Below are 15,395 nucleotides of genomic sequence, written 5' to 3' on the forward strand. Positions count from 1 at the left end.
CTATTTTTTAAATTTATTTATAATGGTCGCCACCAATTGTGTACCCTGTATAAAATCCTGTATGGTGATATTTTCATTTGGTGCATGAAATTTAGAGCTTGTATTGGCCACCCCCACTTGTACTGCTGGCATCGGACAGTTCGATAATAATTTATGCATTGGACTAGAACCGGCTAGGTTACTGTATATGATCGCTTCTTCTTCATACGTTTCTGCCACTGCGTCCAACACCTGTGTTACAAACGGATCATCCGGATCGGTATTATACGATTCCAAATGGTTTAACTGATTAATTTCAATATCTTCAAACCCATGTTTGTCTAAATGCTTTCTTAGTAAAGAAACGATTCGGTCGGGTTTTTGTCCGGGAATCAACCTAAAGTCCAGCTTAGCAACTGCCTTGGAAGGAAGTACTGTCTTTGCACCTTCTTCTATATAGCCAGACTTTATGCCACAGATTGTACACGTGGGTTCTGCAATCAAACGACGTTTTAATTCATAGCCTGAGATGCCGTCAATGAATTCGTCGATCTCATAGTTCTCTTTTGTGTAAGTCTCATCGTACTCTAGCGTTTCAATGAATTGTTTTGATTTATCCGTAAGCGGCTTTACTTCATCATAAAAATGATCGATTAATACATTGTCGTTCCGATCCTTCAGTGTAGATAAAGCCCACGTTAGTTTCCATGCTGGATTCTCAATGATCGCTGCTTCAGATGAGTGTAAATCATGCTTCGCTCCCTTTGAGATCAGCTCAACGTACGCGATTCCCTTTACACCTAGCCCTACATGAAGTCGCTTATTGTTTACCTCACGCATACCGCCTTCCCATAAAATCGCATCTGCTCGAATGTCTTCTGTATGTTCCCTCGCAAGATATTCTAGGTGCGGGCTACCAACCTCTTCTTCACCTTCAATGATGAATTTGATATGAATCGGCAACTTTCCATGAACGACTTGATACGCATCGACTGCAGCTAAACGAGCAATGATATTTCCTTTGTTATCAGCTGTTCCCCTAGCAAAAACCACCCCATTACGAAAAGTTGTTTGAAAAGGTTCACTTTCCCACTCATCGAGAGGATCCTCCGGTTGAACATCGTAATGATTGTAAAATGCTAATGTTTCTTCCTTTTCACCTTGGAATTCACCAATTAAAACTGGATACCCTTCTGTTTGAATCGTTTTCGTCTGTGCCCCAACACGTTGCAAGAGCTCCTTTAAAATAGTAAACATCTCTTCCATCCCTCGGTTTTGAGCAGAAACACTTGGTTGATTACAAACCTTTTCAAGCCAACCTAAGTACTTCTCCTTGTTTGCTTCAATGTATTGATGCACCTTACTCATTGATTTTCCTCCCTTCCCTTAAATCGTTCTATTGAATAGGCTTCCATAGGAAAGCTTGATTCCCCTGTTGTAACAAGCTCAGCCATTGATTTTCCTAAAATTGCTGAGAGTGTCATACCGCTATGTGTAACGGCTACATATAGACTTTTTTGTTCAGGTACCTCACCAAATATTGGTAATCCATCATCTGGCATAACTCGAATGCCAGAAAAGGCTCGAACAATCTTCACATCCTTTAGTTTCGGTACCAAATTGACCGACTTTTTGGCTGTATCCTGCAGCACATCCAATGTCGTTCGTCGGTCATATCCGACATCCTCTTTAGAAAAACCCATTAACACAATTCCATTGTTTAACTGCCTCATACCAACGATCACATGATGTATAAGTGGCTTCGTAGGTTCAGTAACTAAAATTTGTCCCCGAGAAGTATGAGTTGGTATTCGAATGTTCAGAAATTTACCAATGGATTTTGACCATAGTCCCGCCGCTAGAATGACTTTCTCGGCTTCATAAACACCTCTATTCGTTGTTACTTTGTAACCTACTTCTGTCTTCTCTAGCGCTCTCACTCCGTTGTAAAAAGAAAAATGTGCTCCATTTATCTTCGCCTGAAGATGATAACGTTGAATTAGCTTAAAAGGATTCACGTGACCATCAATGGATGAATAGGTTGCACCGAGTAGATTGGGTGATAGATTCGGCTCTAGCTTAAGAACCTCTTCTCTTGAAAGAAGATCTACCGGGATGTTTGCTTTATTCATTTCTAGTTGTAATGCTTTAGCATCATAAAGTTCCTGTTTTGAAAAAATAGGCGCTATGCCGCCAGACCTTATATATTCAATGTCACCAATTTCCTCCTGTATTTCCTGGTACCGATTGGCACTAGCCAGACTAAGTTGACCATACGTATAAGGGGTTTTGCTGTGAACCCAAATCCATGCCTGTGTCGCACCTGAGGTACCACTCATTGGATAACCCTGATCTATTGTCAATGTTTTGAGCTCTTGCTGTTTGGATAATTCATATGTAATGCCTAGTCCAACGACTCCTGCCCCAATCACAATAGCATCATAGGTTTCAACCTTCATGAAATCCCCCCTCTATGAACACTTTCAGAGGAACCGGTCGAATTGGCATCCGGTGACGTGTGTTAGGAAGATATTCCACGGGAACCTTGGACCAATTGGCCAAATGTTCATTGGCAGTATTGAAGCAATATTTTGCTTGACAATGTCCCATGCCACATCGACTCATTCGTTTCAAGTCGTCAAAGGTACGCGCCCCATGATCAAATGCCATTTTTAAATCCGCAACTGTAAGTTCTTCACAGTGACACACGATTACTTGATTCGCTTCCATGTTCCTCACCTTCTTTCTCCAAATAGGTCAAGATGTTATGCGCCACCTGAATTCCCGATTGAACCGACTCTTCTTCTGTTTGTGTTCCACTTGCTCGACCGGCAACAAAAAAGGATGTTTGTCTTGTTTTATCAACTGGTAGGGCTGCCCATCCACCTGAATCCTTCTTATACTTCAGCGGATATCCGTATAAATGAGCTAATTCGTTGACTGGAACATAACCCTTGCTAGAAATGACAACATCCACATCATGTTTTGCTCCATCAACAGAAAGTTTTTTTACCTGATCCTTACCAAAAGCGGTCACTGACTGATTCGTTGAGGCTAAAACAACCTCGTGACCTTCTTCTCTAAGGTTTTGTGCAACCTTAGGAAGGGAGGGATGTGCTCCTACAATACCGATTCGCTTCGGAAAGATAATGCCTTCTATATAACGTAGCTTCAAATAAGCATCCAACGTAATCACTCCCGGTAATTGCCAGCCTTCGAATTGTTCAGGAAGGTCACGAGCACCGGAAGATTGAAGCACCACCTTAGATCGAAAACAAGTCATCGTTTGTTGATCTGTTACTCCGAGGGAATTATCAGCATAAAGCCCAATTGCTTGGTGGTTAAGAAAGACATCTGTTGACGGTTCGATCACTTGATCTAGCAATCTATTAAAAGAATGTCGGTGATCAATTAACCATCTGCGTTTTAAGTAATTCCCACCAAGCTCATGTTTGTCATCAATGATAGCGACTTTTAAGGAGTGTTGTTGAATGACCTGTAGTGCCGCCAATCCCGATAAACCTGCTCCAACTATAAAAACATCATATTCCAAACAATTCACCTCTCATGACAATCATCCCTTCCTTTGGTGGTGTTTGGCAGGCTAGCACCATCTCATTTTGGACATTCACGTAACAACTGCAGCAATCACCGGTCATACAGAATGAACCTACTTGTGATTTCGTCTTTTTTGATAAACTTATGCCGTAGATCCCAGCTTGGAAGAGAGCTCCAGCAATCGTTTGACCTTCTCGAAAAGGAATTTCTTTTCCTTCAAACATAAATACTTTCAATGTCCCCACCACCTTTAAAAATATAATATTATAATATTATAACTTTTATGTATTAAAGCATACTTTAACACGAAAGTATGTTTTAAATATTTACTTCGATATAGAACTGATAATGTTCCTGTCTAACGATAAACTTAGAATACTCAATTACTTCACCTTGCACTGTCCTTGTAAAACGTTCAATGACGAATAGTTGCTCACCAACTGGGATCTGGAGTAATTCTGCTTCCGTCTCATTTGCTGTTAATGTAGAAAAATATATTTTTGCTTTTCCCAGTTCAATTGAATACTGATTTTGTAAAACACTATAAAGTAACTCGTCTTGAATCATTTCTTCTTTGAGATCAGGTAGTAGCTTCACCGGTAGATAAGTATACTCCAAACCAATAGGCATGGAATCATTCATCTTAATCCTGCTCAGTTTATATACTTTATCTTCCTCGTCCACTTCCAAAAGCTTCGCTATTAAGAGATTAGCTTCTTGCTTATGAAATTCTCTCGTATGGTGAGGATGTTTTACTCCTTCTTTCTGACCATACTTTAGTGTAACTAAACTCTGTAAGTCAGTTTCCTTTTTAGAAGTAACAAAGGTTCCTTTCCCACGTTGTCGATATAATACTCCTTGATGTACAAGTTCCAAAACGGCCCGTTTAATCGTGATTGTCGAAACATCAAAGCGCTCTGCTAGCTCTTTTTCTGTAGGAATTTGGAACCCTTTTGGCCACTCTCCCGATACAATCTTTGCTTCTAGATGATCTTTCACTTGATGATATAAAGGATGTGGTGCATTTTTATTAATCATAGATGCCTCCGATAATTTATAATATTATAACTTTTAATTATCGATATCTTAACACTATGAAATAAAATGTCAACCCTTTTACATGAATTTTAAGAATTTTATTTAAAATTAATTAACAATTATTATAAAGATTTAAAAAGTTTCGCTAAGGTAAATTTGAGATTTTGTTGTAACAGTTTTTTCTTCATATACTTGAGGGTCAGACCCCTCGTCCCAAAAGTGATTGGGTCGAAGGGACTGACCCCTATATCCCGTGGGGTCTGACCCCTTAAAGGGTATATGCAAATACTAATTGGTTAATAATGTTCATATCAGATAAAAGGAGTAATGATATGAACAGTTATTACGAAGAATTATGTCATCTCGTATTTCAGAAGCATGGAATTGATGCTCAACATAAATATACATACCAGAATTATAGCCTGGAAGTAAAAGATTATTTATTTGCAGTTAGCACGAGAGATAATAAAAAGTGGATCCTTTATACGTTGGAAAAATGCGAAACAAAGGAACAAGTTTTATTTTTTCTCAGAGGTGCTATAACGAGAATAATTGTAGAGACGTTAAAGAGAACTCCAGAGTATTATAGTTCCTACAAAGATAAATTAATAAAGGAAATATCCTAATTAACTAGTTTCTATTATTGATAATACCTAATAAAAATGACCACCAATTTGGTGGTCATTTTTTGGTGTATTATAGGAAAACTCTTCGATAGTAGTAATGAAGAGTGGGACGAGGGGACTGTCCCTCATTCCCCTAACTCCCGCTCTAATCCAACAAATCTGGTTCTTCACTAACAATCCGTTCCCACAATGGTTGAAAGCTTTCCCATCCATCGATTTCTCTACCGACTTGTTCTGCCGTATGTGCTGCATCTTCAGGTGCGATGGGATTTACAATGCCAGCTGATTCTGCCAATAGTTGAGATTGACATGACCGCTCCATAGTAATGAACCAAAATGCAGCTGAGTCTACGGATTGCCCGACGGTTAAAAGCCCATGACTACGTAAAATAACTGCTTTATTATCACCTAATGCCTTTCCAATGCGCACTCCTTCTTCTTCGTCATAGGCAACACCTTTATATTCATCAAAAATAGAGTGATCATTATAAAAAGAGCAAGCATCCTGTGTTAAAGGGTCTAATAATCTTCCACTTACTGACCAGGTTTTTCCATATACAGAATGAGCATGGGCAGATGCAACTACATCTGGGCGAGCTTCATGGACAGCTGAATGGATAGAAAATGCGGATTTGTGTACCGAATATTTCCCTTCCACCACTTTCCCTTCACTATTAACTAGTACAAGGTCCGAAGCTTTTATTTTGCTAAAGTGCATACCATATGGATTCACCCATAAATGATCCGTTAATTCTGGATCGCGATACGTAATATGCCCAGCAGCTCCCTCTGAAAACCCAAACCGACCAAACAAGCGAAATGCTGCAGCTAATTTTTGTTTATTATGTTGACGTTCTTCCTCTATTGCTTTAAAGGTTGGTCTTACCAAATAATCCTTGACACCTTCTCCAACAACTCGTTCCATCTGTTGACTCATAATATACCTCCTATTTAATGTAACAATTAATAGTAATTTTCCCCTACAGTTCGACCTGCTCTATTTCTTCTTTTACTTTCTTAGCTACTTTTTCTGGTACCCATTCTGTCCAAATAGATTCATTTTCTTGTAGGAATTTCACAGCTGCATCATATGCAGAAGAATCGGTTTCTTGGATATACGCTAGAGCTTCATTAGCAATATCGCTTGAAGTTTGGTAGTTACCTAGAAAATCCGTTACTTTTGGTGCACGGTCCGGTAATGATTTAGTTACAACAATTTCAATATCCTGTGTAGCAATTTCAGCCAAAGGACCATCCTCTTTTTCTATTAATTGGGTCATATCATACATACCGATAATCCAGTTAGGCTCATAATTATAACCTACCCATGGCTCGCCTTTTTCATAAGCTTCAGTTAGTGATGCATTAATTGCCGCCTCAGAACCTGGGCGAGAATAATTAAATGTATCTTCTAAACCATACTGCTCATACGCTTCATATAATATTTCATCAATCGTCCATCCTGAAATAGCACCAATAATACGCCCTTTCTCACTGTCTTCTGGATCTTCAAATAGATCCTTATATTTTGGCAAATCGGTGATATATTTTAAATCAGGGGCAATTGGTTCAATCCCCCGTTCTGGATCCCCTTCAATCACATATGTCGGGACATAGAATCCTTGGTAATTATCATCAAAATTTAGGGATACTTTTTGAAAATCCCCATTTTCAATCCCACTTTCATAAATGTCTACTAGATTATCTTTCCATACCTCCATATGGACATCAATATCTCCCTCTTCAATACCGACCCATACTGCCGTACTTGAACCAGTTCGTTGTTCTGTATCATAACCATAGCCAGCCTCGATTATGATACCGGCAACTTCATTGTGAAAACGAAGACTGTCCCACCCTGCATCTGCAAAAACAATTGGCTCATTTTTGTCACTAGAGACATTATCCCCACACCCAACGACTATAAAAATAAGGATTACAATACTGATTCCACTTATGATATGTTTAAATTTCTTCAATGTACATTCTCCTATTTATTTAAATTTAATAGTTCACTATAGTTTTTGGGTGAACGATTTTCATTATATTTTAAATTTGGGTCCCTCTTTTCATTAATAGGGATTTCAACTGTTTGAATTGCCGCTTTGTTGTCTAATTTAATAAGTCGATTCCCATAGGCATCATAGGCAGCACTTTCCCCAAAAAAGATAAGCTCTCTTTCTCTACCTATACGGTTACATGAAGCAATGGGTAACTCATTTTCCATTGCTCTACTTTGTAAATATACCTCATGATAATGTTGATAGGGTCCCATATTATTCGTCGGTGAAAGAACAATATCAGCACCTTTTAAGTTTAATATTCTAGTAGACTCCGGAAAGTCCAAATCAAAACAAATCATTAGCCCAATTCTACCGAGTTTTGTATCAAATACATTAAATTCATTACCTGCTGCAAAAACTTCCCTTTCCGTTCCATACAGATGGACTTTTCGGTAGGTACCAATGATTACTCCTGTATCAGAAATGAGACATGCCGAGTTATATACGCTTCCATCATCAGCAAGTTCCGGCCAGGGTAAAATGGTATGTACGTTCAAGCTTCTACTCTTCTCTTGGATAATTTGAATACTTTCTCCATCAATTGGTTCTGCTAAATTGGTATTAACATCTTGGATAAAATATCCGGTTAAACTTAGTTCTGGAAAAATAACAATGTCTGCTGCTTCCTTCGAAGCTTGTTCCATGATCCTGATCATCTGATTTACATTATTAGATTTATTACCTAATACAGGATCAAACTGACCAAACGTCACTCTCATTCTATCCCTCCTTTCGAACACACTTATTCCATGTTAGTTCAACTAAAAGTAGTAATCAAACCGCATATAGCCTCAAATAATAGTAAATAACAGTGCCTTTCATCATAGTACAACTAGAATTATTACATTATTATTTAAACCTTGAAAATAAGACTAAATCCAATAAAATACTCGTAATTTGCGGATAAACCCATATTTTTCCTATACATACATGAGAATTCAGCAACATCTTTCGACAAATTTCGGGTGGTGACAGGCACCTTTGAAGAACCAACAAAAATGAGCATAAACCCAATCTCAATGGGTTCATGCTCATTTTTTTATGATAGTAAGAGGTTCGTTGTGGACGGATGCACCCATCTATCATCTCTTCCTACTTCTATTGGTTAGGTAAGAAACATACCAAGAATCAGTTCTTAACAGTTATGGAAATAACTTTTAATGCTTGTTCTAAATCAGAAATAATATCTTCTACATCTTCCAATCCAACGGACAATCGAATTAACCCTTTGGCAATACCAAAGTTATCAAGTTCGTTTTCTGGTATGGATGAATGAGTCATGGATGCAGGATGTTGCACCAATGTTTCAGGATCACCAAGACTAAATGAGATCATGGCAATCTTTAACGCACGAATAAAATCTTTCCCCGCTTGAACGCCTCCTTTTACTTCAAAGGAGACAATTCCTCCCATCCTTTTCATTTGTTGCTTAGCCAAATGATGTTGTGGGTGGGATTTAAGTCCCGGATAGTATACATGATCAACCAATGGATGGGTATCCAGAAATTCTGCTACTTGTTGGGCATTACTACAATGTCGATCTAAACGAACCCCAAGTGTTTTAATGCCTCTAAGTATTAAGAATGATTCCCATGCATTCAAATTTTGACCAAGATCGCCCATAATATTTTTACGCATATAATCAATAACTGCCTTTTTACCACAAATAATTCCCGCAATAACATCGCCATGTCCATTTAAATATTTGGTCGCACTATGAACAACAATGTCAGCACCAAGCTCCAATGGCTTTTGCAAATAAGGTGTCATAAATGTGTTATCAACAATTAATACAATGTTATAACGCTTCGTTATTTCAGCAACAGCCTCAATCTCTATTAAGGTAAGACTGGGATTAGAAGGAGTTTCTATATAAATAGCTCGAGTTTCTTGTCTGATAGCGTTTTCAATAGAATCTAAATTTGTACAGTCGACAAAGTCATACTGCATATCATACCTTGATGCAATGTTGCATAAAAATTTATGTGTCCCTCCATAGACATCCTTTGTAACGACTACATGATCCCCAGCACGAAGGTTTGCCATTAGGGCAATGCTAATTGCAGCCATTCCACTACTTACACCTAAAGCATCCTCTGCTCCTTCTAATGCTGCAACTTTTTTCTCTAGTGTTCGTGTAGTTGGATTCCCATATCTTCCATAATAGCTTCCTTCTTTCTCACCAGAAACAACAGCTACGGCCGTATCAGCATCCTCAAACGAATATGCTACGGCAGGGATAATTGGCTGGGAAATAGCACCTGTTTTTTTGTCAGGATATTGCTCGCTGTGAATAGCTTGGGTGTTAAAATTCCAATGTGACATAGTATCTTACGTCCTCCCTAAGTAATAACTGGAATAGCCTATTAGTTTTATTGACCATAATGACTAACTATTGCTAATCACCAAATAGATTCTTGATTTTTCTCATATATTTCAATAGCAGTTACAGCAGAAGATAAGCTATTATCGATATGTTTTTTCATCGCGGCTTCTGCTCCAACAGCATCTTTATTGGCAATACAATTTACAATGACTAGGTGTTCTTCTCCTTCTTCCATCATTCTTTTTTCACTTTGACTTGGAACAAGGTATCTATATCGTTGAATATGGTCATTTAGTTGCGATAGAAAGTCTTTAACTGTTTTATTCCCGCTTAGGTCGTAGATATAGGTGTGAAATTTGGCTCCATAAAGTAAAACCTTTTCAATATCTCCGTCAGCAGTAGCTCTTTTGATTTCATTTGCAAGGTCTAGGAGATGCTTGCTATCGACTTCATTAGCGTTTTCTGTTGCCTGAACGACAGCAATCTCTTCCAGCTTAGACCGGACTTTAAATATCTCTTTCACTTCCTCCACGGAAATAGGAGAAATTTTAAGTCTTCCATTTGATTGACGTACAACTAGCTTTTCAAACTCGAGTTTTTCCAATGCACCGCGTAAAGGTGTACGACTTATATTTAGTTTGGAAGATATTTCTTCTTCTCGAATTGGCTGGTTGGGGTATAATTTTCCTTCAATGATTCGTTGCTTGATTTGGGTGTACGCATAATCTTTTGCGGTACCCCCTTTTTGAGATGTTTGTTTTAGCCGATTTTCCATGAAATGACCTCATTTGTAATTTTTGTTTTTTATTCTATTACCTCACCAAAAAATGTATACATAAATTGTATACAGAAATCATAGTTGATGCACATCGAATTGTCAATACAATTTGATATTTTTTTAATCATATATTCATGCTTTCCTGCCCGATGTGTAACATGGGAATAATTCTCTTAACTAAATAGAATAAACACAATCATATGTATTTAATTGAACAGGTATAAGTATGCAAAATATAAGAACCCTGGTCTTCAGCATTGAGCCAAATTGTTGAGAAAAAAAGCACCAATAACGGTGAAACTTACCATAAATAGAGGTGTCTTACAAAGGAAAATCGGAAAATAGAGTGGAAAAAATTGATTATTGATTAATAGCCTCATAGCCAAAAATAGGATTACTGGGATCATTTACCTGAAGTTTCAAGATTATTGTCGATTCAACAAAAAAACACCGATTCTTTTATATATGGAATCAGTGTTTCTTTTTTTAATCATTATTTCCGCAAAATCTTCTCCATCGCTTTTCCCTTCGCTAACTCATCAATCAGCTTATCCAAATAGCGAATTTCTTGCATAGTTGGTTCTTCGATGTCTTCCACTCGAATACCACAGACCACACCTTTGATCAAAGCCCTCGAAGGATTTAATTGGGGAGCTTCCGCAAAGAAGTTCTCAAAGTCTGTCTGTTTTTCCAGTTGCGCTTCTAACTCTTCCTGGCTATACCCTGTCAACCAACGGATAATTTCATCGACTTCTGTTTTCGTACGTCCTTTTTTCTCTGCCTTCGTAACATAATGGGGATAGACACTTGCGACACTCATTGTATAAATCTTATGTTTGGTCATGATACAACCTCCCTTATATGATTTTCTTTATTATAGTAAGAAAAATAGTAGGGTTCAAACTAAGTAACCTTGTGTGTAGCCTTCAATTATTTATTGCTTACTATACGATAATCCGAATACCCAGAAAAAGAAAGCAATTTAATAGGTTTATTTTTAATTTTTTTACTGATAGTGTTGAGAAACACTTGTTCCAGTAGAAAATGCGGTTCAATTAGGGGCGTGTGGAACTACGGAGTTAAGATACAACTCCAGAAAAGAATAAAGAATTTAAGTTTGGTCTAGAAGTAATCCTAGAAGGATTGAAGAAAATTAACGTAAAACCAATAGTTTGGTGTGTGTTTTACCTAAGGAGATTTATCCGACTAATGTAGGGTTAAGAGCGCGTCGATAGCACTAGGGGTAGACAGGCCACTTACACCTGTCTATCCCCCAATATTCACCAATGAAAAAACTGTTTAGAGACGCGCACGCATTGACTCACAGACTCCACGCACACCTATCACCTTATGTCCAGCTACAGTGCCGGTATAAGTGCCGACCATTTGCCAGTAGTCAATTGAGGCTAGGACGAGTTGGTGCTTGACGTCCTTTCGATCCTCGGGGGTGAATGTGACGTCCAATTGCCCATCAGCTGATGTGACTCTCCAAGGTGCGAGTGGATCGTCAGACGTCTGTTCGAATGTGATGTCCGTGAGAGACTCACAGTCACCCGGAGTCCACAGGCAGGATTCTTCTTCGGTATTTGGCACGATTGGTCGTTTGGCGAAGTTCGCACCGATTATCCCATCAGGAGTGATTGTAGCAAACGTTCCCCATAGCCAGGTAGTCCTGTATGGCAGGAAGGTCCGATGCTCGTCTTGTCCCTTGGAAGTAAGGACTTTCAGCTACATCAGATCGCCAAACTTGGAATACAATAAACAATCCCTCTACTAAGTGCATTTTTTCACAACTTAATTATAAGCCCTTATATAGATGTCACGAAAGGTTCATACACCCTCCCCCAGAAGTCCAGGCAACGATGTATAAATAAAGTTGGAAAAATTGGAAAGTATGATAAGAACAAGGTCTTTCAATAGTAGGTTATAAAATTTAGAAGGGGGTTATCCAGATAGTTGTCGTTCTTACTTTCGTTTTAACGCTGTTCATCCTATTTACTTACTGTTCGAATAGAAAATACTTACATCTATATGAACAATTTTTTATATATTTTATTTTATTGCTCGGTAATACTGGCTTTCTTTCCATCATCACTGTAAACCTAGAAGTTTGGGAACTGAATAAACAGCTAGAGAAAATTATAGCATTACGGCTATATGGGGTGATTTTTGTTCCATTAACCATCCTATTTCTCATTGACGTATGGTACCGAACAAAAGGGATTATCAATAAGTCTGTATCACTAGCCACCTTCTTATTCCTGTTGTTCCTAGGAGATTTTATTCTACGGTCTTTTCACGTATATGAATATCCTACTTGGAACCATTGGATGTTGATTCTTGTCTGGGTTACTTTCTTTGTCGTTCTATTATTTGCTCAAAAACTATACCGAAGATTACTAAAGAAGGATGAGGTTATATCTTGAGTATACTTCCAATGCCAACGAATTTTGGTGCTAATGAATGGTTTGTTATTTTGTCAATAGTAGTGACATATACGATATTATTTTTACTACGAAAATATTTTTCTGCAAGCTTCACCATCCTGATCATCTTATTTTCAGCATCTATAGCCAGAATTGTTGATCACGTATTGGCCGGACCACCATTTGATTTATATGATATAATGGATACAGAAAAATTTGATTTGCTCGATGTCTTCTCCTACTTCCTTTATGGACCTTTTGCTTATATATTTCTTTACCTCTATCAAAAGTTCAACATACAGGGTATGTATACTTATATATATACCCTGTTGTGGTCGGGACTAAGTGTTGCATATGAATGGATAACAGTTTTATTCGGTGTATTTTCATTTAAAGAATGGGAACCGCTCTATTCGTTTCCAGTATATTTGTTTGTGCAGTCCTTAACCATTTTGTTTTATCATATCTGTCTATCGGCAAAAAACAGCTAAGGCAAAGATATATCTTAAAAACTATATCTAACTAAATACAGCAAAACCTTCCAATTAAAGGAAAGTGGAAGGTTATTTGGCATGCACATTTTTAGTATATAACATAACTTATTTAAACTTTTTATTGAAAAATATTGACAAACTATTAACTGGTTTAATTGAACAAATCATTCATTATCATCTTCAATTTTTCTTGTTAAATCTTGAACCAATTCCCCATCTCTCCAGTAATACCATTCCAAATACTTAGCGTGTTCACCTTTAATGGTATACCCAACTACAATGTATTTTTCTTTGTACTCCACTTCGTCAATAAAGTCTATTGTAAAAGTTTCATTTTCGACTTTTTCTTTAATCACATCATGAACAGCATTTTCCAATTTATTTTCTTTAAAGAATAGAAACAACACCACTATTAAAACAATAAGACATAATACCAGTTCTATCCAATCTATTACTTTTGTTTTGATATTCTGTTTCTTGTTGTACCACATTATTTTGATTACAGACATTATCAATGCGAGCATTAAAACAGGTACCAATATCACGGGTAGAGAAACTCGAAAGGCGGTAGTTAGATACAAAACTACCAGCCAAAATATAATAAGAAAAATAAACCTCTCGACCCGATACTTTTGCCCGTTAAATAGGAATTCAATAACTTTTTTGTTTATCAAAACCCCACTCCTTTAATACTTTAAACTGCCCTATAGTGAAACATCCTTTATTCAAAAAAAGCATCCGTTAGCTTAACAAGTAAACACTAATTTTCAACTATTTTATTCTCTGTTCCATTTACAATTCTCTTTATATTTTGTCGATGTAAAATGATTATTGATACGCTTATTAGTAGAGAAAGTGCTATGATAACTTTATCTTCAAATATAAGACTGTAAATGAATAATGCTATACTAGCCAACATGGAACTTAGTGATACATATTTAGTAAATAGCAAAGTTAATACAAACACAACAAAACCAACAAAAACACCTATAGGAGCCAAAAATAAGAAAACTCCAGTTGTTGTCGCAACAGCCTTTCCACCTTTAAAACTAGCAAAAACAGAAAATATATGCCCTAAAATGGCTAATAACCCACATACAATAGGGTTAACTGTAGAACCAAGAATTAGGGGAAGTAAACAAACAAATGTACCTTTTAATATATCAGCAATTGCAACAATTACTCCTGCTTGTATACCTAGTACTCTATAAGCATTAGTTGCACCAAGATTACCACTTCCGTAATCACGAATATCTTTCTTATAAAATATTTTACCAATTACTAAAGCAAATGAGATTGAGCCAATTAAATAACTTAGAATCAAAGTTAAAATGTTCAAAGTATTATCTCCTTACCCCGTTACATAGTTTGTTAAGTAAGTATTTCTATTTATTGCACATGATTTCCTGCAATCCTTCTTACATTAAGCGCATCTATTAGCTGAATAAGGAATAATCACTAGCTAGAACAGAACTTTTATGTGTGTTTTGTTTGGAAAACGTAATAATAACTAATTAAAAATGTTATTTCCAGTAAGAATAAAGCAACCATTATAGTAGTTGCTAACATTGGAATGAAATTAAAGACAGCACTTATACCTGCCAGGATGAATAGAAACATCATAATGTTTACTAGATTGTATAACAGCTTTTTATTCGTTTTACCAGTTAAACCGTCCATCAGTTTGAAAATAATAATAAATACCATAAACATACCTGCAACAATAAACACAACCCCAACCAAAACTATAATTGTCTCTAGTGTAGTTGACATACCCATCGTTAACGGCGAATTATCTGTAATATTCAACAAGAAAAAGATAATACTATGAGTAACCATAATAATGACATAAGGTTTGACCTTTAAAAGACTTTGATTTGTTCTCCCTAATTCTTGTATCCCAAAATATATCGATACATACCCAATTATATTGGTTATGTAATAGGTCACTCCGATATCCCAAAAACTTAAATTTGTTTTGAAGAAGACAAAGATAAGGCCTACGAAAATATTTATCATAATTAACTTACCTCCTTTATGGTTGGATATTTATAACTGTAATAGGCAAACTCTTTACTTCTACTAAACTGCTGCGTTACTTCAACAA

18 protein-coding genes are annotated in these 15,395 nt (G+C 36.9%); 2 read left to right on the top strand and 16 right to left on the bottom strand.

Annotation, left to right across the window (positions count from 1 at the left end):
- From ACFSTA_RS08385 to ACFSTA_RS08410, 6 genes are all read right to left on the bottom strand, one after another.
- Positions 1-1,347 carry a M20/M25/M40 family metallo-hydrolase gene (locus tag ACFSTA_RS08385; RefSeq protein ID WP_377556163.1) on the bottom strand — a complete coding sequence of 449 codons (1,347 nt, stop codon included), beginning with the start codon at positions 1,345-1,347 and terminating at the stop codon, positions 1-3.
- Positions 1,344-2,438, bottom strand: a complete 1,095-nt coding sequence (locus ACFSTA_RS08390) for an NAD(P)/FAD-dependent oxidoreductase (RefSeq protein WP_377556164.1) — start codon at positions 2,436-2,438, stop codon at positions 1,344-1,346. The genes ACFSTA_RS08385 and ACFSTA_RS08390 overlap by 4 nt, the downstream gene beginning before the upstream one ends.
- Complete coding sequence (locus ACFSTA_RS08395) at positions 2,428-2,709, bottom strand: (2Fe-2S)-binding protein (RefSeq protein WP_377556165.1); 282 nt, start codon at positions 2,707-2,709, stop codon at positions 2,428-2,430. The genes ACFSTA_RS08390 and ACFSTA_RS08395 overlap by 11 nt, the downstream gene beginning before the upstream one ends.
- On the bottom strand, positions 2,675-3,532 hold the full coding sequence (locus tag ACFSTA_RS08400) for an FAD-dependent oxidoreductase (RefSeq protein ID WP_377556167.1): 858 nt from the start codon (positions 3,530-3,532) through the stop codon (positions 2,675-2,677). The genes ACFSTA_RS08395 and ACFSTA_RS08400 overlap by 35 nt, the downstream gene beginning before the upstream one ends.
- Complete coding sequence (locus tag ACFSTA_RS08405; protein ID WP_377556168.1) at positions 3,522-3,773, bottom strand: 2Fe-2S iron-sulfur cluster-binding protein; 252 nt, start codon at positions 3,771-3,773, stop codon at positions 3,522-3,524. Before ACFSTA_RS08405 ends, ACFSTA_RS08400 begins: the two co-directional genes overlap by 11 nt.
- A gap of 82 nt (positions 3,774-3,855) precedes the next feature.
- Positions 3,856-4,575, bottom strand: a complete 720-nt coding sequence (locus ACFSTA_RS08410; RefSeq protein WP_377556169.1) for a GntR family transcriptional regulator — start codon at positions 4,573-4,575, stop codon at positions 3,856-3,858.
- A gap of 332 nt (positions 4,576-4,907) precedes the next feature.
- Between ACFSTA_RS08410 and ACFSTA_RS08415 the strand changes: the two genes are divergently transcribed.
- Positions 4,908-5,201, top strand: a complete 294-nt coding sequence (locus tag ACFSTA_RS08415; RefSeq protein ID WP_377556170.1) for a hypothetical protein — start codon at positions 4,908-4,910, stop codon at positions 5,199-5,201.
- A gap of 145 nt (positions 5,202-5,346) precedes the next feature.
- Here the strand turns inward: ACFSTA_RS08415 and ACFSTA_RS08420 are convergent, their stop codons facing one another.
- The 7 genes from ACFSTA_RS08420 to ACFSTA_RS08450 all read right to left on the bottom strand — a co-directional run bounded on the left by ACFSTA_RS08420 (position 5,347) and on the right by ACFSTA_RS08450 (position 12,096).
- Positions 5,347-6,138 carry a class II aldolase/adducin family protein gene (locus tag ACFSTA_RS08420; RefSeq protein WP_377556171.1) on the bottom strand — a complete coding sequence of 264 codons (792 nt, stop codon included), beginning with the start codon at positions 6,136-6,138 and terminating at the stop codon, positions 5,347-5,349.
- A gap of 43 nt (positions 6,139-6,181) precedes the next feature.
- A complete protein-coding gene (locus ACFSTA_RS08425; RefSeq protein ID WP_377556172.1) occupies positions 6,182-7,180 on the bottom strand; it encodes an ABC transporter substrate-binding protein in 999 nt (332 codons plus the stop codon).
- Positions 7,181-7,191: 11 nt separating this feature from the next.
- Complete coding sequence (locus ACFSTA_RS08430) at positions 7,192-7,983, bottom strand: carbon-nitrogen hydrolase family protein (protein WP_377556173.1); 792 nt, start codon at positions 7,981-7,983, stop codon at positions 7,192-7,194.
- A gap of 409 nt (positions 7,984-8,392) precedes the next feature.
- Positions 8,393-9,589, bottom strand: a complete 1,197-nt coding sequence (locus ACFSTA_RS08435) for a trans-sulfuration enzyme family protein (RefSeq protein WP_377556174.1) — start codon at positions 9,587-9,589, stop codon at positions 8,393-8,395.
- 77 nt (positions 9,590-9,666) lie between these two features.
- On the bottom strand, positions 9,667-10,365 hold the full coding sequence (locus ACFSTA_RS08440) for a GntR family transcriptional regulator (protein WP_377556175.1): 699 nt from the start codon (positions 10,363-10,365) through the stop codon (positions 9,667-9,669).
- A gap of 496 nt (positions 10,366-10,861) precedes the next feature.
- The gene (locus ACFSTA_RS08445; RefSeq protein WP_377556176.1) at positions 10,862-11,212 is read right to left on the bottom strand and encodes a DUF2200 domain-containing protein; all 351 of its coding nucleotides are present in this window, start codon (positions 11,210-11,212) and stop codon (positions 10,862-10,864) included.
- 455 nt (positions 11,213-11,667) lie between these two features.
- The gene (locus ACFSTA_RS08450) at positions 11,668-12,096 is read right to left on the bottom strand and encodes a DUF2804 family protein (protein WP_377556455.1); all 429 of its coding nucleotides are present in this window, start codon (positions 12,094-12,096) and stop codon (positions 11,668-11,670) included.
- A gap of 694 nt (positions 12,097-12,790) precedes the next feature.
- On the opposite strand from ACFSTA_RS08450, the gene ACFSTA_RS08455 reads away from it, so the two are divergent.
- Positions 12,791-13,285, top strand: coding sequence for a hypothetical protein (locus ACFSTA_RS08455; RefSeq protein WP_377556177.1), 495 nt, complete (start codon positions 12,791-12,793; stop codon positions 13,283-13,285).
- Between the two features lie 167 nt (positions 13,286-13,452).
- On the opposite strand, the gene ACFSTA_RS08460 is transcribed toward ACFSTA_RS08455, so the two are convergent.
- The 3 genes from ACFSTA_RS08460 to ACFSTA_RS08470 form a co-directional block, all read right to left on the bottom strand.
- Positions 13,453-13,962: a hypothetical protein gene (locus ACFSTA_RS08460; protein WP_377556178.1), complete on the bottom strand. Its 510-nt coding sequence runs from the start codon at positions 13,960-13,962 to the stop codon at positions 13,453-13,455.
- 86 nt (positions 13,963-14,048) lie between these two features.
- On the bottom strand, positions 14,049-14,627 hold the full coding sequence (gene plsY, locus ACFSTA_RS08465; protein ID WP_377556179.1) for a glycerol-3-phosphate 1-O-acyltransferase PlsY: 579 nt from the start codon (positions 14,625-14,627) through the stop codon (positions 14,049-14,051).
- Positions 14,628-14,764: 137 nt separating this feature from the next.
- On the bottom strand, positions 14,765-15,307 hold the full coding sequence (locus ACFSTA_RS08470) for a hypothetical protein (protein ID WP_377556180.1): 543 nt from the start codon (positions 15,305-15,307) through the stop codon (positions 14,765-14,767).
- Positions 15,308-15,395: the final 88 nt, after the last annotated feature.

The organism is Ornithinibacillus salinisoli, assembly GCF_042684965.1.
Classification (GTDB): Bacteria; Bacillota; Bacilli; order Bacillales; family Amphibacillaceae; genus Ornithinibacillus; species Ornithinibacillus salinisoli.

Coding starts and splice junctions, on each gene's coding strand:
- ACFSTA_RS08440 (WP_377556175.1), bottom strand. CDS start 10,365: ATGGAAAATCGGCTAAAACAAACATCTCAAAAAGGGGGTACCGCAAAA.
- ACFSTA_RS08385 (WP_377556163.1), bottom strand. CDS start 1,347: ATGAGTAAGGTGCATCAATACATTGAAGCAAACAAGGAGAAGTACTTA.
- ACFSTA_RS08470 (WP_377556180.1), bottom strand. CDS start 15,307: ATGATAAATATTTTCGTAGGCCTTATCTTTGTCTTCTTCAAAACAAAT.
- ACFSTA_RS08415 (WP_377556170.1), top strand. CDS start 4,908: ATGAACAGTTATTACGAAGAATTATGTCATCTCGTATTTCAGAAGCAT.
- ACFSTA_RS08390 (WP_377556164.1), bottom strand. CDS start 2,438: ATGAAGGTTGAAACCTATGATGCTATTGTGATTGGGGCAGGAGTCGTT.
- ACFSTA_RS08445 (WP_377556176.1), bottom strand. CDS start 11,212: ATGACCAAACATAAGATTTATACAATGAGTGTCGCAAGTGTCTATCCC.
- ACFSTA_RS08395 (WP_377556165.1), bottom strand. CDS start 2,709: ATGGAAGCGAATCAAGTAATCGTGTGTCACTGTGAAGAACTTACAGTT.
- ACFSTA_RS08410 (WP_377556169.1), bottom strand. CDS start 4,575: ATGATTAATAAAAATGCACCACATCCTTTATATCATCAAGTGAAAGAT.
- ACFSTA_RS08430 (WP_377556173.1), bottom strand. CDS start 7,983: ATGAGAGTGACGTTTGGTCAGTTTGATCCTGTATTAGGTAATAAATCT.
- ACFSTA_RS08420 (WP_377556171.1), bottom strand. CDS start 6,138: ATGAGTCAACAGATGGAACGAGTTGTTGGAGAAGGTGTCAAGGATTAT.
- ACFSTA_RS08435 (WP_377556174.1), bottom strand. CDS start 9,589: ATGTCACATTGGAATTTTAACACCCAAGCTATTCACAGCGAGCAATAT.